At 64.7% G+C, this 19935-nt stretch carries 21 protein-coding genes; 13 read left to right on the top strand and 8 right to left on the bottom strand.

Annotated features, from left to right (window positions below; all coding sequences use genetic code 11):
- Positions 1-106: 106 nt before the first annotated feature.
- Together LWC34_RS07445 and LWC34_RS07450 are read left to right on the top strand one after the other, a co-directional pair.
- Positions 107-1699, top strand: a complete 1593-nt coding sequence (locus LWC34_RS07445) for an IS1182 family transposase (protein WP_233724020.1) — start codon at positions 107-109, stop codon at positions 1697-1699.
- A 344-nt stretch (positions 1700-2043) separates the two neighbouring features.
- Entirely contained in the window at positions 2044-2613 is a 570-nt protein-coding gene (locus LWC34_RS07450; protein ID WP_233724031.1) for a TetR/AcrR family transcriptional regulator, read from the top strand.
- On the opposite strand, the gene LWC34_RS07455 is transcribed toward LWC34_RS07450, so the two are convergent.
- Together LWC34_RS07455 and LWC34_RS07460 are read right to left on the bottom strand one after the other, a co-directional pair.
- The gene (locus LWC34_RS07455; RefSeq protein WP_233724034.1) at positions 2614-3759 is read right to left on the bottom strand and encodes a 4-hydroxybenzoate 3-monooxygenase; all 1146 of its coding nucleotides are present in this window, start codon (positions 3757-3759) and stop codon (positions 2614-2616) included.
- 22 nt (positions 3760-3781) lie between these two features.
- Positions 3782-4291, bottom strand: a complete 510-nt coding sequence (locus tag LWC34_RS07460; protein ID WP_233724036.1) for a nucleotidyltransferase domain-containing protein — start codon at positions 4289-4291, stop codon at positions 3782-3784.
- 458 nt (positions 4292-4749) lie between these two features.
- On the opposite strand from LWC34_RS07460, the gene LWC34_RS07465 reads away from it, so the two are divergent.
- The 3 genes from LWC34_RS07465 to LWC34_RS07475 all read left to right on the top strand — a co-directional run bounded on the left by LWC34_RS07465 (position 4750) and on the right by LWC34_RS07475 (position 7241).
- Positions 4750-5322 carry an ArsR/SmtB family transcription factor gene (locus LWC34_RS07465; RefSeq protein ID WP_233724039.1) on the top strand — a complete coding sequence of 191 codons (573 nt, stop codon included), beginning with the start codon at positions 4750-4752 and terminating at the stop codon, positions 5320-5322.
- A complete protein-coding gene (locus LWC34_RS07470) occupies positions 5319-6014 on the top strand; it encodes an SRPBCC domain-containing protein (RefSeq protein ID WP_233724040.1) in 696 nt (231 codons plus the stop codon). Before LWC34_RS07465 ends, LWC34_RS07470 begins: the two co-directional genes overlap by 4 nt.
- A 93-nt stretch (positions 6015-6107) precedes the next feature.
- Positions 6108-7241 (top strand): MFS transporter, encoded by a 1134-nt coding sequence (locus tag LWC34_RS07475; protein ID WP_233724043.1) that lies wholly within the window; start codon positions 6108-6110, stop codon positions 7239-7241.
- Here LWC34_RS07475 and LWC34_RS07480 read toward each other — a convergent pair.
- Together LWC34_RS07480 and LWC34_RS07485 are read right to left on the bottom strand one after the other, a co-directional pair.
- The gene (locus LWC34_RS07480; protein ID WP_233724046.1) at positions 7210-8178 is read right to left on the bottom strand and encodes a D-2-hydroxyacid dehydrogenase; all 969 of its coding nucleotides are present in this window, start codon (positions 8176-8178) and stop codon (positions 7210-7212) included. The two genes, LWC34_RS07475 and LWC34_RS07480, sit on opposite strands and share 32 nt — an antisense overlap.
- A gap of 18 nt (positions 8179-8196) precedes the next feature.
- On the bottom strand, positions 8197-8616 hold the full coding sequence (locus tag LWC34_RS07485) for a DUF5134 domain-containing protein (protein WP_233724058.1): 420 nt from the start codon (positions 8614-8616) through the stop codon (positions 8197-8199).
- Between the two features lie 68 nt (positions 8617-8684).
- Here LWC34_RS07485 and aroQ point away from each other — a divergent pair, with 68 nt between their 5' ends.
- Complete coding sequence (aroQ, locus tag LWC34_RS07490; protein ID WP_233724060.1) at positions 8685-9167, top strand: gamma subclass chorismate mutase AroQ; 483 nt, start codon at positions 8685-8687, stop codon at positions 9165-9167.
- Between the two features lie 122 nt (positions 9168-9289).
- On the opposite strand, the gene LWC34_RS07495 is transcribed toward aroQ, so the two are convergent.
- Positions 9290-9712, bottom strand: coding sequence for a cupin domain-containing protein (locus LWC34_RS07495; RefSeq protein ID WP_233724062.1), 423 nt, complete (start codon positions 9710-9712; stop codon positions 9290-9292).
- 360 nt (positions 9713-10072) lie between these two features.
- Here LWC34_RS07495 and LWC34_RS07500 point away from each other — a divergent pair, with 360 nt between their 5' ends.
- The 5 genes from LWC34_RS07500 to LWC34_RS07520 all read left to right on the top strand — a co-directional run bounded on the left by LWC34_RS07500 (position 10073) and on the right by LWC34_RS07520 (position 13775).
- Positions 10073-10333, top strand: a complete 261-nt coding sequence (locus LWC34_RS07500) for a LuxR C-terminal-related transcriptional regulator (protein ID WP_233724063.1) — start codon at positions 10073-10075, stop codon at positions 10331-10333.
- A gap of 86 nt (positions 10334-10419) precedes the next feature.
- Entirely contained in the window at positions 10420-10725 is a 306-nt protein-coding gene (locus LWC34_RS07505) for a hypothetical protein (RefSeq protein WP_233724065.1), read from the top strand.
- An 83-nt stretch (positions 10726-10808) separates the two neighbouring features.
- Positions 10809-11660, top strand: coding sequence for an LLM class F420-dependent oxidoreductase (locus LWC34_RS07510; protein ID WP_233724073.1), 852 nt, complete (start codon positions 10809-10811; stop codon positions 11658-11660).
- 84 nt (positions 11661-11744) lie between these two features.
- Positions 11745-13349 carry a flavin monoamine oxidase family protein gene (locus tag LWC34_RS07515; RefSeq protein WP_233724075.1) on the top strand — a complete coding sequence of 535 codons (1605 nt, stop codon included), beginning with the start codon at positions 11745-11747 and terminating at the stop codon, positions 13347-13349.
- Positions 13350-13433: 84 nt separating this feature from the next.
- Positions 13434-13775 (top strand): APC family permease, encoded by a 342-nt coding sequence (locus LWC34_RS07520; protein WP_233724077.1) that lies wholly within the window; start codon positions 13434-13436, stop codon positions 13773-13775.
- 41 nt (positions 13776-13816) lie between these two features.
- Here LWC34_RS07520 and LWC34_RS07525 read toward each other — a convergent pair whose 3' ends face one another.
- Both LWC34_RS07525 and LWC34_RS07530 read right to left on the bottom strand, forming a co-directional pair.
- Positions 13817-15190: an aspartate aminotransferase family protein gene (locus tag LWC34_RS07525; RefSeq protein WP_233724079.1), complete on the bottom strand. Its 1374-nt coding sequence runs from the start codon at positions 15188-15190 to the stop codon at positions 13817-13819.
- A 99-nt stretch (positions 15191-15289) separates the two neighbouring features.
- On the bottom strand, positions 15290-15775 hold the full coding sequence (locus LWC34_RS07530; RefSeq protein ID WP_233724081.1) for an Lrp/AsnC family transcriptional regulator: 486 nt from the start codon (positions 15773-15775) through the stop codon (positions 15290-15292).
- Between the two features lie 153 nt (positions 15776-15928).
- On the opposite strand from LWC34_RS07530, the gene LWC34_RS07535 reads away from it, so the two are divergent.
- On the top strand, positions 15929-17296 hold the full coding sequence (locus LWC34_RS07535) for an APC family permease (protein WP_233724083.1): 1368 nt from the start codon (positions 15929-15931) through the stop codon (positions 17294-17296).
- An 18-nt stretch (positions 17297-17314) separates the two neighbouring features.
- On the top strand, positions 17315-18745 hold the full coding sequence (locus LWC34_RS07540) for a gamma-aminobutyraldehyde dehydrogenase (RefSeq protein ID WP_233724085.1): 1431 nt from the start codon (positions 17315-17317) through the stop codon (positions 18743-18745).
- Here LWC34_RS07540 and LWC34_RS07545 read toward each other — a convergent pair.
- Entirely contained in the window at positions 18726-19880 is a 1155-nt protein-coding gene (locus tag LWC34_RS07545) for a trans-sulfuration enzyme family protein (protein ID WP_233724087.1), read from the bottom strand. The two genes, LWC34_RS07540 and LWC34_RS07545, sit on opposite strands and share 20 nt — an antisense overlap.
- Positions 19881-19935 lie beyond the last annotated feature (55 nt).

Raw genomic sequence — 19935 nt, forward strand, 5'->3', positions numbered from 1 at the left:
ATCGGAAGTCTGTCGGGGGTCTCGACGGCCCAGCTTCCCGCTAGGAGGCCGCTGAATAATCGGCGTGTCGCCCCAGGATGTGGGTTTGAGCTGGGAGAATCGTTTCATGCAGGGTGTGGAGCGTGGTGATCGGGAGCTGCTGGACGCGGAGGCGCTGGTCGGTCATCTGGTCCCGGCGGGGAGCATGTTCGCGTTCCTGGCCGGGCATCGCCGGAATCTGTTCCCCGATGGAGAGTTCGAGGATCTGTTCCCCTCGGGCAAGGGACGGCCCTCGATCCCGGCGTCGGTGATGGCCTCCATCCTGGTGTTGCAGACCCTGCATGATCTCTCGGATCGGGAGACCGCTGAGGCGGCCCGGTGTGACCTGCGGTGGAAGGTCGCGACCGGGATGGCATTGGACGACAAGGGATTCGACCCCTCGACGCTGGTGTACTGGCGCAAACGACTGGCCACCTCGGGGCGGCCGCATCGGATCAACGACGCGGTGCGCACGGTCGTCGAGGAGACCGGGATCCTGCGTGGCCGCCGCAAGCGGGCGGTGGATTCCACGATCCTGGCCGACGCGGTCGCCACCCAGGACACCATCACCCAGCTGATCTCGGCGATCCGGCGGGTGGATCGGCAGGTGCCCGGCGCGGCGGGGCAGATCGCGAAGGTGTGTACCGGCCATGACTACAGTCGGCCGGACAAGCCGAGGATCGACTGGGACGACCCGGCCGCCAGGGACGCGCTGGTCTCCGCGCTGGTCAACGATGCGAACGCGCTGGTGGCGGCGCTGGCCGATACCGAACTGGAAGGCGACGCGGAGTTCGCGTTGGCGTTGCTGGCGTTGGTCGCCGGTCAGGATGTCGAGCCCGCCGAGGGCAGTGACGGCACTGATGGGCGGTGGCGGATCGCCCGCAAGGTCGCCCCGGACCGGGTGGTGTCCACAGTGGATCCGGATGCGCGGCATACCCGCAAGTCCCCGGAGAACCGGCGGGACGGGTATCGGGCGCACGTGGCGGCCGAGCCCGAGACCGGGATCGTCACCGACGAGAAGGTGACCACGGCCGCCGGCACGGAGAACTCCGACCCCGCTGTGGCCGAGGAGTTCCTCGACGCCGAGGACGGCAAGCGCGCGTGGTACGGCGATTCCGCCTATGGCACAGGGGATCTACGCGGTGGGATCGACGATGCCGGGCATGAGGCGGTGATCAAGCCCAAGCCGCTGCGGGCTCCGGTCGAGGGCGGATTCACCGTGGACGACTTCACCGTGGACGACTTCACCGTGGACGACTTCACCGTGGACGAGCAAGCGGGCACGGTCACCTGCCCCAACGACATCACCCGCCCGATCAGCCGGACCCGGGTCGCCACCTTTGGCGCTCTCTGTCGTGCCTGCTCACTGCGTGCACAGTGCACCACGTCCAAGACCGGCCGTAAAATCGTTCTGCACCCACGAGATGACCTGCTGCGCCAAGCCCGACGCGACTGGGCGGACAAGCCCGAACTGCGCGAGAGCTACAGGACGTTCCGCCCCAACGTGGAACGGGTCATCTCCCAGATCGCCAGCCGCGGTGGCCGACGTCTCAAACTCCGATATCTAGGCACCGGCAAGAACAACGCCTGGCTCAAACGCCGCACCGCAGCCTTGAACCTCCGCAACCTCATCGGTCGCGGCCTGACCCATACGGCGGGCGCTTGGACCCTGGCTACCTGAGGGAAACCACGGCCCAACCCCCAGTCTTGGGAGTTGTGAACCTCGTCGAGCAACCGCCCTGGGCTCCCTGAACGCCCAGCATCACCCATAATCAGCAAGGCCCAGGTCCTCGCCTGCCATCACTCGGTGACAACCAACCCGCAAACCACCCTAATTCAGCGGCCTCCTAGCCAGATTTTCCTCTGGGCAGCACCGGCCAAGGGGGCCGGTACAACACCGGTACCGGCCCCTTTGCCCGGCACACTCAGCGAAAACCTTGGATCCGCCGAATACCCCCAAACGAACTTCCGATCGCAACCATTAGCGCGTTTGACAAACTCAAGACGACTGGTCACATTGGGGGTATGCCCAGGGCGAGTGTTCGTGAGGTCATCGTAGAGACGGCCGTGCAGGAGATTCACAAGTACGGCTACGCGGCGTGCTCGGTCGATACGATCACCAAGGCCGCGGGCGTGCCGAAAGGCTCCTTCTACAACCACTTCAAGAGCAAGGAAGACCTCGGCGCGGAGGTCGTCCGCCGGTATGCCGCCGAGTCCGAGTGGAACCGCACGACGCCGGGACTGTCACCGCTTGAGCGGCTCAGGGCGCGTTTCACCACGATGAAGGACATCCTGATCGGCAACGAGTACACCCGAGGCTGCCTGATCGGAAACATGGCCGCCGAGCGTGCCGACCACAGCGACGTCATCAGGACGCAGGTCGCCCTCAGCCTCACCTCGTGGTCCGACGGAATCACCGAGGAGATCGAACAGGCACAGGCCGCGGGTGAGATCAGCGAAAAGCTGGACGCCCGTCAACTCGGCCGGTTCGTCCTGAACGCATGGGAAGGCACGTTGCTGCGGGCGAAAGCCGACAAGAACACCCAACCGATCGAGGACTTCTTCACGGTCGTGTTCGACACGGTCCTGCGGTAGTCAGAAGTCGGCGCGCTGCCCAATGTAGATCTCGGCAAAGGACTCCGCGGCCTTCCGGGACCCCAGCAGTCGTCGCAGCCGCGCACGGGAGAGTTCGTTCATGAACGGGTCCGGCGACCCGTGGAAGATATCCGACAGCCACTGGGAAAACTCCTGATACTGCCACACCCGGCCAAGGCACGCGGCGGTGTAGTTGTCCAATGTGGAGTCATCGCCCGCGTAGTGTGCGATGAAGCCCTCAGCCAACAGAAGCGAGTCGTGAACGGCTAGATTCATGCCCTTTGCGCCAATCGGGGCGACGAGATGCGCGGACTCGCCAGCAAGGAAAAGCCGCTCGTGTGACATCCGGTCGAGCACGTAGTTGTGCATGTCCAGCACACGTTTCTCGATCAACGGCCCTTCGATGATCTTCCCGTCGGTCACGGTAAGCCGAGCGTGCAACTCGGTCCACACGCGCTCATCCGACCAGTCAGCATCGGTATCAGTGGGGGAGCACTGCAGGTAGTAGCGGGTGACGGTCGGCGTGCGCGCCATGTGCGCGGCGAAACCACGGGGATGAATCCCGAATATGACGCCATCAGCCGACGGCGGCGCCTCGGCAAGCAATGCCAGCCAACCGATGCCGTAGTCGTGCCGGGCGATTTGCGCTGGTACGTAAGCCTGTGTGACACCTCGTGCGCCATCGCATCCGGCCACGAAATTGCAGTCGATCCGGTGATCACCTTCGTCGTCGGTGAACGTGACGAACGGTTCGGTCGCCAGATCGTGCAACGTCACGTCGTGTACGCCGAACCTGACCTCGCCCCGATAGGCGGCGACCAGATCCTTCACCAGTTCCTGTTGCGGGTAAACGAAATGCCGTTGCCCGGTGAGCTCGACGTAGTTGAACGAATGCCGCTCACCCTCGAACCGAAACTCGAACTGCCCGTGCTGAGGCGCCCGTTCGAGCAACCGACCGGCCAGCCCATGTCGCTCGAGTTCCCGCACCGCCCATTCCTCGATGAACCCGGCTCGAGGACGTTGCTCAATGAACGCACGCGTCTCCCGCTCAAGCAGAAGACAGCCGACACCCGCCTGATGCAGCAGGTTGGCGAGGGTAAGTCCGGCAGGCCCCGCCCCGACGATGACGACCTGAGTACGCCCCATGGCCTGAAACTAACATCCGCCATCAGAAGTGCGTATGAATGCCAAACGCCTCGCGCAACTGAGCCATGTCATGCCGATCGCGTTCACTCGGCGCGTATCCCTGATGAAAGTGAACCTGCTGTTCAGCGGACAAGCATGGAACCTCGCGGCCTTCAATGACGCCGCTCGTGAAGCAGTTGGCGGGGTAGATGAAGGGCTCGTCCGGTTTCGGGGATGCCTGCCGAGCGCTGCCGTCGGGTTGAAACACCAAAGGATGCAGGTCGATCTCGCGCCCGTCCTCGTGCGTCTGCACGAACCGGATCGGCCGCCAGTCCAGGGTTTCGACGAACCCGGCAGCGGCAAGGGCTTCGAGGACGCCGTGTTCGTGCTCGTGCCGGTGCATGAGGTCGAGGTCCCGATGGTCGCGGGTCTGATGGCCGATCAGTGCGTCGATGCCCCACCCACCACCGATCCACACGTCAAAGCCTGCCACTAAGTCCAAGACCCGCAGAACATCCCGGCCATCCACACCAGCAAGCATGCTCCACCGCAACAGGAATTCCCCAGGGGACCCCCTGATTTAACGCTACACCGGGGGTACGACAGTTTCGGGCGGATGAGCTCGTTCTACGGGCCGTAGATGAGGTTCGTGCAGGCCGGACTTCGCTGGGTGCCTTGAAACCTTGGCTCTGCGGGACCCTGTTGGCCCTTGGAGACCATCGGTCTGCGGGACCCCGCTGGTCCTTCGAAGCCTTCGGTCCGCAGAACCCCACCTCAGAGGCTTCCTTTGCGAACCCGTAGGACTCCCTGAAGCCTCAGCGGACCTGTGGGCGCAGGGCGGGGTGGCGAGTGGCAGTCGCGGAGTCTCGGGGGTGCAACCGGGATGCCGCCGACCCTCACAAGATCGACTCAATACCGTGAGGGCCGAGTTACTGGCGTTGAACGCCGTGAAGGTGACCTTCACGGCACAAGTCCTTGACAAGATTTCTTTTCCGGACGAGTATCACTGTCATGGAGTCGATCGCTGAGGTTACCGACACCGGCGCTGTGCAGGCGATGGCGCATCCGATGCGGTTGCGAATCCTTGCCGCGCTCAGGGAACCGAGTTCGGCGGCGGCCGTCGCGCGGGATCTGGGCGAGGCGCGCCAAAAGGTCAACTATCACGTCAAGGAGCTCGAACGGGTCGGCCTGGCCCAACGGGTTGGCGAGCGGCGGGCGGGCAACCTGGTGGAAAGCCTCTACCAGGCCACCGCCGCCACCTACGTCATCTCGCCTCGCCTCGCCTGGGTCGACCGGCCGCGCATCGAGGCTCTCGCTGAGCAAGTGGCGCTCGAAAACCTTGTCGCGGTGGGGGAGCGGTTGCAGCAGGCGGCCGCGTTGTTGCTTGATCGGGCGGCCTTCGACGGCGAGAAGATCGCCAGTGCCGCCGTCGAAGCTGAGGTGCGGTTCGCTGATGCCGCCCAGCGAGCCGAATTTCTCAAGGAGTACATGGCGGCCGTCGGGCCGCTGCTCAAAAAATATGGGGACCCGCAAGGCGATGCGTATCGGGTCGTCCTCGCTGTTCATCCGGAGGAGAAGTCATGACGTACGGCAAGTTTCAGAAAACCTTCGCGTTGTCCGTCCCGGTTGACCGGGCGTGGCAGGCGTTCACCGACGCGAAGGACCTCGAGGTGTGGCTGACCGGCACCGTTCAGGAGGCCGACGTTCGTCAAGGCGGGCGGATCGCGTGGGCCGAGGATGATTACGGCAGGCTCGTGTGGGACATCGTCGAGGCGGATCCACCCAACAAGCTTGTGTACAAGGAAAGTTCGAGCATCCTGCCCGTCCCCACCGATGTCACCGTGACCTTCGAGGAAAGCCAGAGCGGCACCAAGATCACTGTTACCCAGGCGGGATTCGGGGAGGGCGAGAACTGGCAGACCCATCTCGACAACGTCGGGCTTGCCTGGGTGCAGACGTTGGCGGCGCTCGACCTCTACCTCCGCACCGGGGCGCGCTTCGACCGGTTCTTCACTTTCCAATCCGGACTGGGAATGCTCACCGACGACCTGCTCGCGGGTCCGGTCGTACTGTCGGTTGATGACGGTGCTTTCGCTGCCAAAGCTGGGATTCAGCGTGGCGACATCATTCTCAAGCTCGGCACCGCGCCGGTCTTTTCGCGCAGTGACCTGTGGCTGTTCAACCGGGAACATCCGATCGGTGAGGAGGTTGAGGTGACGTACGCGCGGTCCGGTGAGGTGCTGACCGCTCGTGCCGCGCTCACCGAGCCGACGTAAACCCGAGTCGAACATACGTTCGAACGTCTGCTAGGGTCTCCGGGCGGCGAAAGGGGAGAGATGGTCCGGGGCCCGATCTGGTCTGCTGCGGTCGTGTTCCTCTTGGGACTCAACCTCAGACCCGCGGTGACAAGCCTCGGGTCCGCGCTGCCGGACATCCCGACCGCGTCGGGGATCGCGGCGGTCCTGGTCGCACTTCCCTTGTGGGTGTGCGGAATCGGTGGTTTTCTCACCCCGTGGTTACAGTCCGCGACCGGTGCACAAAGGACAGTTCGGTTCGCGCTCGTCCTTCTGGCTGGCGCGCAACTGGTCCGTGTCGCCGATGGCCCGGTGCTGCTCGTGGCCGGGACTGTCCTGGTATGCGTGGCAATCGCGTTGATCGCGACCATGCTTCCCTTGCTGATTCGTGGAAAGTCCACGGCGTTCAGTGTTTGCTACACGCTGTCACTTGGCTGTGGGAGCACGGCGGGAGCGCTCGTCACGCCATGGATCGTGAGCCAATCGTCGTGGCGTTTCGGTCTGGCCGGGTGGGCGATCCTTGCTGCCATCACGGTCCCGTTTTCCCGGCAGCTGGACGGGGGTAAGCCGAATCGGGGCACAACGCGGAAATCATGGAGTTTGACGGTCTACTTCGGACTTGTCTCGACCGTGACGTTCTTGGTGATGGGGTGGTTACCGGCGATTCTGCGGGACGCGGGAGTGTCGGCGGATGTCGCGGGCGCGTGCCTGAGTCTCGCCATGATTCTCGGCCTGCCGATGATGTGGCTGGTGCCGTGGTGGGTGCATCGCGAAAGCAGTCAGCACGCGTTGCTCGCTTTACTTGTGCTGCCAAGCGTAGTCAGTGTCGCAGGGTTGCTTGTGGCGCCAGCCTTCATGCCGTGGTTGTGGGCGTCTGGGCTCGGCATCGGAATGGGCGGCATCGCCTTGGCGTTGACCATGATCCCGAGACGGGCGGATCCGCAAGGGACAACAGCGTTATCGGCGATGGTTCACGGAGGCGGATATCTCATCGCCGGGGTCGGCGCGCTCGCTTGTGGACTTGTGCACACCCTCACACAGTCATGGGACATGTCGCTCGTGATGGTGCTCGTGGTCCTCTGTGGACAGGCAGGAGCCGGAATGATCGTGGTACGGCCAAGCGGCAAAGCTGTTCCGCGGCAACGGACTGCCGCTTGGCCTGAGCGGGTGGCGCGAATTAGTGCCAACGAGCCTTGTCCACGACGTTGATCAACGGCTCACCCGAGGCAAACCGCCGAGCGTTCTCCACGGTGACCGCGAACCTGCGCTCTGTGGCATGTGGACCAGCACCAGCCACATGCGGGGTGATCAACACGTTCTCGCGTGTCCACAGTGGATGATCTGACGGGAGTGGCTCGGTTTCGAAGACGTCGAGCGCGGCCCCGGCGAGCCTGCCTGCCGCCAGCGCGTCGTCGAGCGCGTCGAGACGTAGTGTCGGACCGCGGCCGATGTTCACAAGGAAAGCGTTGCCGCGCAGGCGAGCCAGCCGCGAGGCGTCGAACATTCCCTCGGTCTCGGGCGTGTGCGGCACCGTGATGATGACCAGGTCGGCCTGACCGAGTTGGTCATCCAAAGCCGAGGCAGGCAGGATTTCGGCGAACCCCGGCACCGGGTCGGTTTGCCGCGCGTCAACACCGACCACACGCGTTCCGAATGCCGAAAGCATCCGGCCGACTTCGTTGCCGATCGCCCCGACTCCGACGATCAACGCGGACGATTCGGCAAGCGCCAGCACCGAGCCGGGATCCCAGTCCGGTGCCCAATCGGACCGGATCTGTGCACGAACGTACTGTGGCAGCCCACGGGCCAATGCCAGCACGAGTGCCATGGTGTGCGTGGCGACATGGTCGGTGTACGTGTCGCGCATATTGGTGATCTGGACCGGGTGCTCGATGAGTTTGGGGTGGTAGAACCCGGGAGGCGGCCCGGCTTGCGGAGCCTGCAACCACCGGAGCTGCCCGGCGTGCGCCAGAAGCTCCTCGGGCAGCGCGCCGTAGGCCGCGTCCGCCTCCCGTAGCGCCTCGGCTGCTTCCGTCTCAGTATCCGGACGCAGCACGCGAAGGCCGGGAACGGCCTCAGCCAGCCGCTGTGGCCAAGTCTCGGTCTCGTCCTGATGCGGGGGTACGAACACCAACGTGAAGCCCATGCCAGGCATTATCGCCGCTCACATCGCCAGAAGCATGATGCCTGTGCCCGCGCTCATGGCCGCGTGGCCCGGTTTCCCGGCCAGTGGGATCGTGACGATCAGGAGATACCAGGCGAAAGCCGCCATGATTTGATGGCCAACGGGCAGCACCATCCACGCCATGCTCGCGCCCATAAGCGAGTCGTGCACCGCGCGCAAGCCGTGCAGTTGGTCAGACATGGTCGCCAGCCCGGCGAACCACACCGTGATCGCCGTGAAAACGGCTACCGGGAGCCAGACCGGCACCGGCACACCCTTGACCATCGCGACCATCGCCAAGCTCATCAGCGCGTGGCCGCCGTTGGTGACCCGATCGGCGCCGCGGGCCGTCACGCACCCGATCGTGAACCAGACACCGGTCGCCAGGAATAAACCGGTCAGCAGCCAGTTTAATGACATAAGTGCACCTCCATGCCAATACAGACCGGACAGGAGACGAAAACTGATCGGACGGCTACCGTGAATTCGTGCGCCTCGTAGGTTCTTTTGAGTTGCTCGCCGAACTGGCGGTGCGACGGGTGCTGCTCGGCGATCTGGTCGCGGCGGCGAAGTACAACACGGGCACGCAGATCCACGACCCGGTGCGGGAACAGCAGATCCTGGACGCGGTGGCGGCGGATTCGGTGCGGCTGGGCATTCCAGTCGAGCCGCCGAGGCGGTTGTTCCATGCCCAGATCGAGGCGAGCAAGATAGTCCAACGTGGACTTTTCGCTAGGTGGGATCGGTATCCGCACGAGCGGCCGGCCCGCACGCCGGATCTTGCCCGCGAGGTACGCCCGCAACTCGACCGGCTGACTACGCAGATCATGGACCAGTTGCACGCTGCGGTTGACGTCTGGCCACCAGCAACGCTGTCCCAGGATTGGCGGCTCGGCGACATTGTTCAACCGTTGGACGAACTGCACCGGCGCGCGGTGACTGTCTCGCTGCGACCGATCCTGCTGCCATGACAAGCGTGAAGCCGGTGCCCCGCACCGGCTTCACGCTTTTTTCACAGGCTTTCGGAAATGAATCAGTCATGGACAAGTATGGTGATGGTCAAGTCATATGACGATTCCGAAGTGCGGACGTCCTATTGGAAGTCGCAGCCGGGGTTGGGCTCGTCCACTGCCAACGGTGCCCCCGCGGGCAGGACGTAGACGACGTCCAACACCATCGGTGTGGTGCCAAGGTTGCGGCCCACGTGCACGTTGTCCGCACCGGCCTGCTCGATAAGCGCGTCCCCAGCGTGGTAGATGCCGTCGATGGAGCAGTCCGACTTGTTGTGGGTCAGCGTTCCGCTGCGCACGTAGGCGTACAGCGTCCCGTCGTGGTGGTGCCAGCCGGTCGTTCCACCGGGCGCGATGGTGATCTCCCTGACGATGATGTCCTTGCCGGCGACCGTCGTTTCGCTGATGATTGTCCCGGTGACCCCGCTGGACGGAGTGGCGTTGGCCGCGGTCGCGGACAAGGCGACCGTGGTGAGCACAGCTCCGGCGAGTGCGGCTAACCGCATCTGTTTTCTCCTCTCGTCATGGTCCATTCTGAGTCCATAGACATCATGGACTGTCCACTCTCGACATCCATCCTGGCCCGATGCCCGAATGGTCACCACACAGTGCGCGAAAACTCCAGGCCGAACGCCTTGCCGACCGCCTTTCCGGGTGTAGCGTCGTTCTTGTCGCACTGCGATGGGGTGCGACAGCCTCAATAAACGCTTACGAACAGATATGAGGGCAGGGCTCGTATCTGCTCACAGCTCGGTGCCGATGCCCCCTTCGGCACGGGGCCAGCGTATGAGGCACGGCCTGGTGTGGTGTCGGCGCTGGCATCACACCAGGCGTCCTACCGACGCCGTATCGGGAGCCGAACCGAAATGAAGCCCTCTACTACTCCACGAGTTGTCGTTCTCGACCGGGAACAGCGGGAATTGCTGCGCCTGCTCGCCACTGGCCTGCCGGACACCGCGATCGCCCGCCGGATGTCTCTCGCGCCGCGCACGTTGGCGCGCCGGATCTCCAGCCTGTACCAGATGCTCCAGGCGGACAACCGGTTCCAGGCCGGTGCCGCGGCCGAACGCCTTGGCCTGCTTGTGAATGCCAGGGTCGACGAGCATCCGAAGTCTGTCGCCGTCTAGAGCCTTCGTTCGAACGTATGTTCGAACATGTGCTAGGTTCTCCGTTGGTGCTTACCGTGCTCGCAAGCCGACGGGGAATGGGCGACATGCGGAGTCGAGTGATCAGGATCTACCAGCCGTGGCCGACGCCCGTCCGTGCCGCGTGCTACACCGATCCGGCTGTGCTGCCGGAAATCGATGCCTGGGTGGACAGGTTGCGAGAGCGGGGCCTCGTCCCGCCGGACGTCGACTTCGTCATCCGGGATGGCGAGGTTGGCGTGCTGAACGATCGCGATGGCGAGCACGAACTTCGGCCAACCGGGTTTTTGGTCTTTGGTCGCGGGAGGTTGCAGGTACTGGACGAGTCGACGTTCTTCGGCCAGTACCACGACCCCGCGATGGGTGACATCTAGCGGAACGTGTTCTATCCGCGGTGCGGCGCGCCTTGAAGCTTGGGCGTTGCGAAACTGGAACGTGTTCTAATACTGTGCCCGATGTGCGGTTTGGCATCGTGCTGTTCACAAGTGACCGGGGCATCGCGCCCGCGGTGGCGGCTGCTGCCGCCGAGCGGGCCGGGCTGGATTCCTTCTATGTGCCGGAACATACGCATATCCCGATCAAACGGGAGTCGCCGCATCCGCGCACCGGGGATTCGTCGCTGCCGGACGACCGCTACATGCGAACCCTCGATCCTTGGGTGGCGCTTGCCACTGCCGCATCGGTGACCAGTCACATCAGGCTGGCGACTGCTGTGGCGCTGCCGGTTGAGAGCGATCCCATAACGCTGGCCAAGACAATCGCGAGCCTGGATCACCTGTCCGGCGGCCGCGTGACGCTTGGCGCGGGATTCGGCTGGAACGTGGACGAACTCAGTGACCACGGTGTTCCTGGCGCGAAGCGGCGGACCGTGCTGCGCGAGTACCTCGAAGCCATGCGTGCACTGTGGACGGACGACGAGGCCAGCTACGCGGGCGAGTTCGTGTCTTTCGGTCCGAGCTGGGCGTGGCCAAAGCCAACGCAGGCGCATATCCCGGTGCTGATCGGTGCCGGCGGCACCGAGAAAACCTTCAAATGGATCGCCCGGTCGGCCGACGGCTGGATCACCACGCCGTACGAAGTGGACATATCCGACCAAGTGGCCACGCTGCAAGCGATCTGGCGGGACGCGGGTCGTCGTGGCAAGCCGGAAGTCGTTGCGTTCGGTGGACGGCCGGATCGGGATCGCCTGGCGCACTGGGCGTCCATCGGCGTGACCGAGGTCGTGTTCGGCTTGCCCGACCGTGCCGCGGACGATGTCGAGGCCTGGATTGGCCGCTTCGGTGAACGGCTCGGGCTGCAACCGAGGTAACCGCGCCTCGCGATCGTCGAGGGCTACGGATTTCGTCGTATCAAGGCGTTGACAGTGCGGTATTCGTGCTGTTGCATCTTCGCCATGCCGCGTACCGAGATGTTCCGCTTCGTACGTCAAGTTGCGGTGGACCATGCTGTCGCCGAGCGACTCGGCATGCCTGTCCTCGAATTCCGCGAGGCACGGCTGGCACGCGCCGCCGAAGAACGGACGTTCAGCCGTCGCGATGCCCTGAAAATCGGTGGTGTCCTCGCGGGCGCCGCGATGCTCGGTCTTCCGGAACCGGCAAGCGCGGCCACGCAACCCAAGGTCGCGATCATCGGCGCTGGCCTTGCCGGGCTGAACGCGGCGCTCGCACTTGCCGACGCTGGCGTGAAATCCACGGTGTATGAGGCCGGCGACCGGGTCGGCGGCCGGATGTTCTCACAACGCACGTACTGGGACGCCGGGCAGATCTCCGAACATGGCGGCGAATTCATCGACACTGATCACCAAGCTGTGCGGGACCTGTGTGTCCGCTTTGGCCTCGGGCTGACCGATATCCGCGCGGCCGCGCCGAAAGACAGCCGGGACGTGCTGTACTTCGGCGGACGCTACCGCTCGCACAAGGAGTTCGTCGAAGACTTCCGGCCCGTGTACAAAGCGCTGGAAGCGGATGTCAAGAACGCGCCAGACGCGCCGACATGGGACGCGACCACGCCTGGCGCGACGGCACTGAGCAATATGAGCGTGGCCGAATGGATCGCGACCCGCGTGCCCGACGGCTGGCTCGCGAAGTTCCTCGAAGAGGCCTATGTCGTCGAATACGGCAGGCAAGCCGACGACCAGACCGCCGTCAACCTCGTGTACATGATGATCGACCAGGCTGATCTGGAAGATCCGAACGTCTGGGGCGCGTCCGACGAGCGCTATCACATCACTGGCGGAAACCAGCGGCTTCCGGAAGCGATCGCGGCCGCGTTGCCCAAGGGAACGATCGAACACGGCTGGCGTCTTGAAGCCATCAAACGCAATACCGACGGCAGTCAGACCCTGACCTTCGAAGGCGGCAAGACCGTCAAGGCGGATCACACGATCCTGACCGTGCCGATCGGCGTGCTGAAACACATCGACTACCGGCGCGCGGGCTTCGACGCCAGGATGAAACGCGCGATCAGCGACCTGCACATGGGCTATTGCTCCAAACTCAACATGCAGTTCGGGGAACGCGACTGGCTCGGCCGAGGCGTCTGGCCGGGGATCTCCAACGGCGCCAGCTTCTCCGACCTTGGCTACCAACAGATCTGGGACGCGACAGCCGGACAATCGGGTACGAAAGGGATCGCGATCCAGTACGGCGGCGGCGACAGTGCCCTGCGATACCGGCCGTCACAGCCGTTCCTGGATTCACGCAACGGGTACGTTCGGGCAGCGGCCCGGCAGAACCTCGACCAGTTCGCCAAGGTCATCCCTGGCGTGGCCGCGGACTGGACCGGCAAGGCAACGCTGGCCGCGTGGCACCTGAACCCGAACTCGTACGGCGCCTACAGCTGTTATCCGGTCGGGTACTGCCATCGCTACGCCGGTTACGAGGGCATGCGGCAAGGAAACATCCACATCGCCGGTGAACACACCTCAGTGGACTTCCAGGGATACATGAACGGTGCCGCGGAAAGTGGCACACGCGCGGCCGCGGAAATCCTGGGCTGACCATGGACCGTCTCAAGCCCAACTCCGTCGGCCTGCTCGGCGTCGTTTTCATGGCCGTGGGCGACCGCGGCGCCGATCACCGCGATGACCGGAAACGTTCCCGTAGCGGTCGCGTTCGGCAACGGCATCGGCGCGCCCGCGGGCTACATCTTCGCGACTGTCGTGCTGACGGTCTTCAGCATCGGATTCGTCGCGATGGCACGGCGAATCACGTCGGCGGTCGCGTTCTACGGCTTCATTTCCCACGGCCTTGGCCGGGTGATGGGATTGGCCAGCGGGCTTTTGGCGGTACTGGCGTACGTCGTGTTCGAGGCGTCCATTGTGGGCATCTTCGCCTACTTCGCCGACACCACGATCAACGCGCAGCTGGGCCTGGATCTGCCGTGGCAGCTCTACGCGGGGTCAGTGCCTGCTCACCCCTCGTGAGTGGTTAGCCGCGTTAGAACACGCCTAACCACTCACGAGGTTTAGAGGCGGTCCCAGGCTTCGGTGAGGACCTTGCGCAGGATCTGCTCGATCTCGTCGAACTGCTGCTGCTCGCAGACCAGCGGCGGCGAGAACTGGATCACCGGCTCGGCCCGGTCGTCGGCACGGCAGTACAGCCCGGCATCGAACAGCGCGCTGGACAGGAACCCGCGCAGAACCCGCTCGGACTCCTCGGCCGAGAAGGTCTCCTTGGTCGCCTTGTCCTTCACCAGTTCGATGCCGTAGAAGAAGCCCGCGCCACGAACATCGCCAACGATCGGCAAGTCGCTCAGCTTGTCCAGAGTGGACCGGAAGGCGCTTTCGTTGGCCAGCACGTGGTCGTAGATACCTTCGTTCTCCATGATGTCCAGGTTCGCCATCGCGACCGCGCACGACACCGGGTGCCCGCCGTACGTCGAACCGTGCAGGAACGTTGTGGTGCCTTGCAGATACGGCTCCATCAACCGGTCGCTCACCAGAACCGCGCCCAGGGGCGCGTATCCGGAGGTGAGTCCCTTCGCGACAGTGATCACGTCCGGCTGGTAGCCGTAACGCTTGGCGCCGAAGTCGTGCCCCAGCCGCCCAAAAGCACAAATGACCTCATCGGACACAAGCAGAACGTCGTACTCGTCGCAGATCTGGCGAACCCGCTCGAAGTACCCGGGCGGCGGTACGAAGCAGCCGCCGGTGTTCTGCACGGGCTCAAGGAAGACAGCCGCGACCGTGTCCGGGCCTTCCATCTCGATCGCCGCGGCGATCTGGTCGGCGGCCCACCGGCCGTACGCCTCGGGGTCGTCGCCGAACACCGGCGCGCGGTAGATGTTGGTGTTCGGCACCTTGACCGCGCTGGGCACCAACGGTTCGAAGTCCTGCTTGGCCGCAGGGATGCCCGTGATCGACAGCGCGCCCTGTGAAGTTCCGTGGTACGCAAGCGAACGGCTGATCACCTTGTGCTTGGTTGGCTTGCCGGTCAGCTTGAAGTACTGCTTGGCCAGCTTCCACGCGGTCTCGACGGATTCGCCGCCGCTGACCGTGAAAAAGACCCGGTTGATGTCGCCGGGGGCTTGCACGGCCAGGCGCTCGGCCAGCTCCACCGCCTTCGGGTGGGCGGTGCCCCACAACGGGAAGTAGCCGAGCTGGCGCGTCTGCTCTGCCGCTGCCTGCGCGAGCTCTTCGCGGCCGTGCCCGACCTGGACCGCGAACAGGCCAGCGAGGCCGTCGAGGTAGCGCTTGCCTTCGGCGTCGAAGACGTACGCCCCCTCGCCGCGCACGATCACCGGCGGCGGCGTGTCAGCGAAGGTCGAGTGGCGCGTGAAGTGCATCCACAGGTGCTCACTCGCGGAACGGGCCAGGCGTGCGGCGTCGTAGGCGGTCATGCCTGCTTTATCGCACACCTGCTACGGATACGCAAGTGAATCACCCTCGTGACCGTCGTTTTCGAGATTCAGATCGCGACCAAACTACGGATTTCGTAGTTACCGGGTGCCCCACTGGTAGGACTGCTTGCGCAGCTTCAAGTAGACGAGGGTTTCCGCGTTGCGCACGCCGGGAATCGTGCGGATCCGGGTCGAGATCAGTTCCAGGAGGCCCTCGTCGTCGGGGCAGATCGCCTCGCAGAGGATGTCGAACCGGCCGGCGCAGACCACCACGTAGTCGATCTCGTCCATCTCGGCGAGCGCATCGGCGACCGGTTCCAGCGGGCCTTCCACGTTGATCGCGATCATGGCCTGCCGGAACAGCCCGACCTGCATGGGATCGGTGACCGCGACGATCTGGATCACGCCGGTGTCGGCCAGCCGCTGTACCCGCTGGCGCACCGCGGCCTCGGACAGCCCGACGATCTTGCCGATCGTCGAGTACGGCATCCGGCCGTCCTGCTGCAGTTGCTCGATGATCTGTTTGGCGATGTCATCGAGTACCGGGGTCGCTGTCCGCTCGACTGCCGAGTTCTTCCGGTTCACGCAGGCATTATGACCGGTCGGTCAGCTCGGCTCGGCTATCCGGCGCAACCGGGATGTCAACAACGGATTTCGTAGCTTTCTGGCCGTTGACATTGCGGTATCCGCGTTGTTTAGTGCGTCACACCACTGTGTCGTGACGCGAGGAGAGTGTGGATGACCGATACGGCGACTCCCGCCAAGGCCGCGCTCGGCAGTTCCGAGCCGCGGCGGCTGACCAGGTCGATCGGCGTCCTCGGCGGAACGCTGTTGACGTTGAGCTGTCTGACGCCAGCGTCCTCGCTGTTCGTCGTGGTGCCGCCGCTGCTCGGCGAGACCGGCACCGGAACCGCGCTGACCATCGCATTAGCCGCGTTGCTCTGCATCGGCGTCGCCCTTTGTTATGCGGAGTTAGGCACGCTCGTACCCAGCGCCGGTGGTGAATACGCGATGGTCGGCATCGTCGCGGGCCGGTTCGCCGGCTGGATGATGTTCGTGTTGTCGTTCGTGATCGTGTTGATCATTCCGCCGATCATCGCGCTGGGCACGGCCGACTATCTGCATTCGGTGATGGACGTGGATCCGCGGATCGCGGGCGCGGTCGTGATGCTGCTCGGCACCTTGATGGGCCTGCTCAACCTGCGGGCCAACGCCTGGATCACCGGCATCTTCCTGGTACTGGAGATCGTCGCGATCGCCGTGGTGGCGTTCCTCGGCTTCGGCAACGTGCAGCGCCCGGCATCTGTGCTGGTCAACCCCGTCACGACCGATGCCGTCGACACGATCACGATCATCGCCGGGCTAGCAGTGGCACTGTTTGTCCTGCAGGGCTTCACCACGGCTGTCTATCTGTCCGAGGAGATGCACAACCCGCGCCGGACAGTCGTGCGGACAGTGCTGTGGACGCTCGGCATCGGCGCGTTGGTGGTGATCATCCCGGTCATCGCGATCACGCTGGGCGCGCCGGACATCGAAACGCTGACCGGCGGTGACATCGCCGCGATGGTCACCAGTTGGAGCAACACCGGCGTCGGTGTGTTCGTCAGCCTCAGCATCGCGTTGGCGATCATCAACGCGGTGATCGTGATGGTCATCCAGAACTCCCGCGTGCTGTACGCCTCCGCCCGTGACCGAGCCTGGCCGGACGCTCTGAACAGGGCATTCGGCGTGGTCAGCAACCGGTTCTCATCGCCGTGGGTGTCCACTGTGGTCGTCGGAGTCGGCGGTGCGGCACTGTGTTTCGTTCCGGTGGCCACGCTCAGCGGCGTGACCAGCGTCGTGGTCGCCGCGCTCTACCTTGGTGTCGCCATCGCCACGCTTGTCGGCCGCCGAGGCGAGCACCGCGGCAAGCTCGCGTGGCGGATGGCAGGCTGGCCGGTGCTGCCCGCCCTGATTGCCTTTGTTCTGATCTATGTCGTGGTCCAGCAGGCGCCCGAGGACTTGTGGATCACGCTTGGCGTGCTCGTCGCGGCTACCGTGTACTGGGTGGCCTACCTTCGCAGGCGACCAGCCGACCGCTGGGTCGTCACCGTTCCGACCGAATGACAAAGACCGGAGATTCTGGTGTCTGACAAGCAAGTCTTCCGCAACTTCGTCAACGGCGAGCACACCGACGCGGCCGACGGGCGCACGCTCGACCTCGTCAATCCGGCGACCGGTGAGGTCTACGCGACCTCTCCGCTGTCCGGCCAGTCCGATGTGGACGCTGCGTTCACCGCGGCCGAGAACGCGTTCGAGACATGGCGGGACACCACTCCGGCCGAACGTCAGCTCGCGTTGCTGCGGATCGCCGACGCCCTTGAAGCGCGCGCCGAGGAATTCGTGCAGCGCGAAGGCGAGAACACCGGCAAGCCGATGGCCGTGACCCGGGTGGAGGAGCTGCCGGTCGCCGTCGACCAGGTCCGGTTCTTCGCTGGCGCGGCCCGTGTCCTTGAAGGAAAGTCGGCAGGGGAGTACCTCAGCGGCTTCACCTCGTACGTCCGGCGCGAGCCGGTGGGTGTCTGCGCGCAGGTCACGCCGTGGAACTACCCGCTGATGATGGCGATCTGGAAGATCGCGCCCGCCATCGCAGCGGGTAATACGTTGGTGCTCAAGCCTTCGGACACCACGCCTGCCACGACGGTCCTGCTGGCCGAGTTGGCCGCCGAGTTCCTGCCGCCTGGCGTGCTCAACGTCGTCTGCGGCGACCGGGACACCGGGCGGTCGCTGGTCACTCACCCCACGCCGCAGATGGTGTCGATCACCGGCTCGGAGCGCGCGGGTATCGAGGTCGCGGGCGCGGCTGCGGCTGACGTCAAGCGTGTGCACCTTGAACTGGGCGGCAAGGCACCGGTCGTGGTGTTCGACGACGCCGACATTGCCGCCGCAGCCAAGGCGATCGCGGCCGCTGGGTACTTCAACGGTGGCCAGGACTGCACCGCCGCGACCCGCGTTATCGCAGGTGCGGGCGTGTACGACGACTTCGTCGCGGCCCTCGCCGAGGCGGCTTCGGAAACACGCACCGGCAGCCCGGACGAGGACGTCTACTACGGCGCGTTGAACAACGCCTCGCAGCTGGCGAGGGTCAGCGGGTTCATCGACCGGTTGCCCGACAACGCGACCATCAACAGCGGCGGCTCTGTCGTGGGCTCTCGCGGCTACTTCTACGCGCCGACCGTGGTTTCAGGCCTTCGCCCAGGTGATGAGATTGTCACCGACGAGGTCTTCGGCCCGGTCATCACCGTGCAGAAGTTCGCCGACGAGGCCGAGGCCACGCGGCTGGCCAACGGTGTGCGCTACGGCCTGGCCTCCTCGGTGTGGACTCGTGATCACGCCAGGGCGATGCGGATGTCCCGGCGGCTCGACTTCGGCTGCGTGTGGATCAACACGCACATCCCGATGGTCGCGGAGATGCCGCACGGTGGTTTCAAGCACTCCGGCTACGGCAAGGACCTGTCCATGTACGGCCTCGAGGACTACACCAGGATCAAGCACGTCATGTCCGCTTTGGACTGAGTGCTTGCTCGATGTCGGCCCACAGGTCGTCCGGATGTTCGACGCCGACGGCGATCCGGACCATGTCCTGGCTGACACCGGCGGTTCGCAGCTCGTCGGCATTCAGGTGCCGGTGGGACGTGGTCGCCGGGTGCATGGCCGTGCTGTCCGTGCCGCCCAAGGAAGGGGCGTTCATGATCAATTCCAAATTGGACATGAACCGTTGTGCTTTGTGGACTTCCACGGCAATCGTGGCGCCGTAAGCGCTCAGCAGTTTGGTCGCCCTGGCGTGGCTGGAATGTGTTGGCAGGCCTGGATAGTGGACCACGGACACCGCCGGGTGCGCCGCCATGCGTTCGGCGAGCCTGGCGGCGCTCTCGCACGCGCGCGCGATTCTGAGCGGCAATGTCTTGAGGCCGCGGATGATCAGCCAGGCCGCGAACGGGTCGGCGACGACGCCGAGCTTGACCGCCTGCTGCTGGGCCTGGCGATAGAGCGCATTGCCGGCGAACACTGCGACACCGCCGACGACATCGTGGTGTCCGCCGAGGTACTTGGTCGCCGAGTGGATCACGATGTCGGCGCCGTACTCGATCGGCCTGCACAGCAGGGGCGTGGCGAACGTGCTGTCGACCGCGGTGAGCAGGCCGTTCTGCTTGGCCTCCGCGGCCAGTGCGGGGATGTCGGGCACGTGGCCGATCGGGTTCGCGATGGTCTCCAGGTACAGCAGCTTGGTCTTCGGGCGCAGTGCTTGTCGTACTTCGTTCGCGTCGACGCCGTCGATGTACGTGACCTCGATGCCCCACTTTTCGACGAGCTGGTTGAAGATCGCGACCGTGCCGCCGTAGAGCGCTTTCTGGGCGATGATGTGGTCGCCGTGTTGCAGGATCGTCTGCAGGCTGACCGCGATCGCGCTCGATCCCGAGGCCGTGACCAGCGATTTCTCGCCGCCTTCCAGGTCGGCCATAGCTTGCTCAAGCGCTCGGTTGGTTGGGTTGGCGTAGCCGCTGTACGCGAAGGAATCCGGATCCGTCATCGCCTCGGCCAGCTGTTGCGGGCTCTCGAACCGGAAGTTCGACGACTGGTACAGCGGCACGGCGACCGGCTGACCAGGGGCGGGAGCGGCGAGACGGGCCGCGCGGGTCTCTGGATGCATTCTCGTGAGTCTGGTCCGCGAATTGGACCTATGGCAGAGCCAATCTGGCAGAATT

This window comes from Kibdelosporangium philippinense, assembly GCF_021390435.2.
In the GTDB taxonomy this organism is placed as follows: Bacteria; Actinomycetota; Actinomycetes; order Mycobacteriales; family Pseudonocardiaceae; genus Kibdelosporangium; species Kibdelosporangium philippinense.

Bases quoted from the DNA above. Each gene is read 5' to 3' on its own strand.
- LWC34_RS07465 (WP_233724039.1), top strand. From the start codon at position 4,750: ATGGAGTCGATCGCTGAGGTTACCGACACCGGCGCTGTGCAGGCGATG.
- LWC34_RS07480 (WP_233724046.1), bottom strand. From the start codon at position 8,178: ATGGGCTTCACGTTGGTGTTCGTACCCCCGCATCAGGACGAGACCGAG.
- LWC34_RS07525 (WP_233724079.1), bottom strand. From the start codon at position 15,190: ATGACCGCCTACGACGCCGCACGCCTGGCCCGTTCCGCGAGTGAGCAC.
- LWC34_RS07545 (WP_233724087.1), bottom strand. From the start codon at position 19,880: ATGCATCCAGAGACCCGCGCGGCCCGTCTCGCCGCTCCCGCCCCTGGT.
- LWC34_RS07470 (WP_233724040.1), top strand. From the start codon at position 5,319: ATGACGTACGGCAAGTTTCAGAAAACCTTCGCGTTGTCCGTCCCGGTT.
- LWC34_RS07505 (WP_233724065.1), top strand. From the start codon at position 10,420: ATGCGGAGTCGAGTGATCAGGATCTACCAGCCGTGGCCGACGCCCGTC.
- LWC34_RS07445 (WP_233724020.1), top strand. From the start codon at position 107: ATGCAGGGTGTGGAGCGTGGTGATCGGGAGCTGCTGGACGCGGAGGCG.
- LWC34_RS07520 (WP_233724077.1), top strand. From the start codon at position 13,434: ATGACCGGAAACGTTCCCGTAGCGGTCGCGTTCGGCAACGGCATCGGC.
- LWC34_RS07535 (WP_233724083.1), top strand. From the start codon at position 15,929: ATGACCGATACGGCGACTCCCGCCAAGGCCGCGCTCGGCAGTTCCGAG.
- LWC34_RS07500 (WP_233724063.1), top strand. From the start codon at position 10,073: ATGAAGCCCTCTACTACTCCACGAGTTGTCGTTCTCGACCGGGAACAG.
- LWC34_RS07515 (WP_233724075.1), top strand. From the start codon at position 11,745: ATGCCGCGTACCGAGATGTTCCGCTTCGTACGTCAAGTTGCGGTGGAC.
- LWC34_RS07450 (WP_233724031.1), top strand. From the start codon at position 2,044: ATGCCCAGGGCGAGTGTTCGTGAGGTCATCGTAGAGACGGCCGTGCAG.
- LWC34_RS07495 (WP_233724062.1), bottom strand. From the start codon at position 9,712: ATGCGGTTAGCCGCACTCGCCGGAGCTGTGCTCACCACGGTCGCCTTG.
- LWC34_RS07455 (WP_233724034.1), bottom strand. From the start codon at position 3,759: ATGGGGCGTACTCAGGTCGTCATCGTCGGGGCGGGGCCTGCCGGACTT.
- LWC34_RS07485 (WP_233724058.1), bottom strand. From the start codon at position 8,616: ATGTCATTAAACTGGCTGCTGACCGGTTTATTCCTGGCGACCGGTGTC.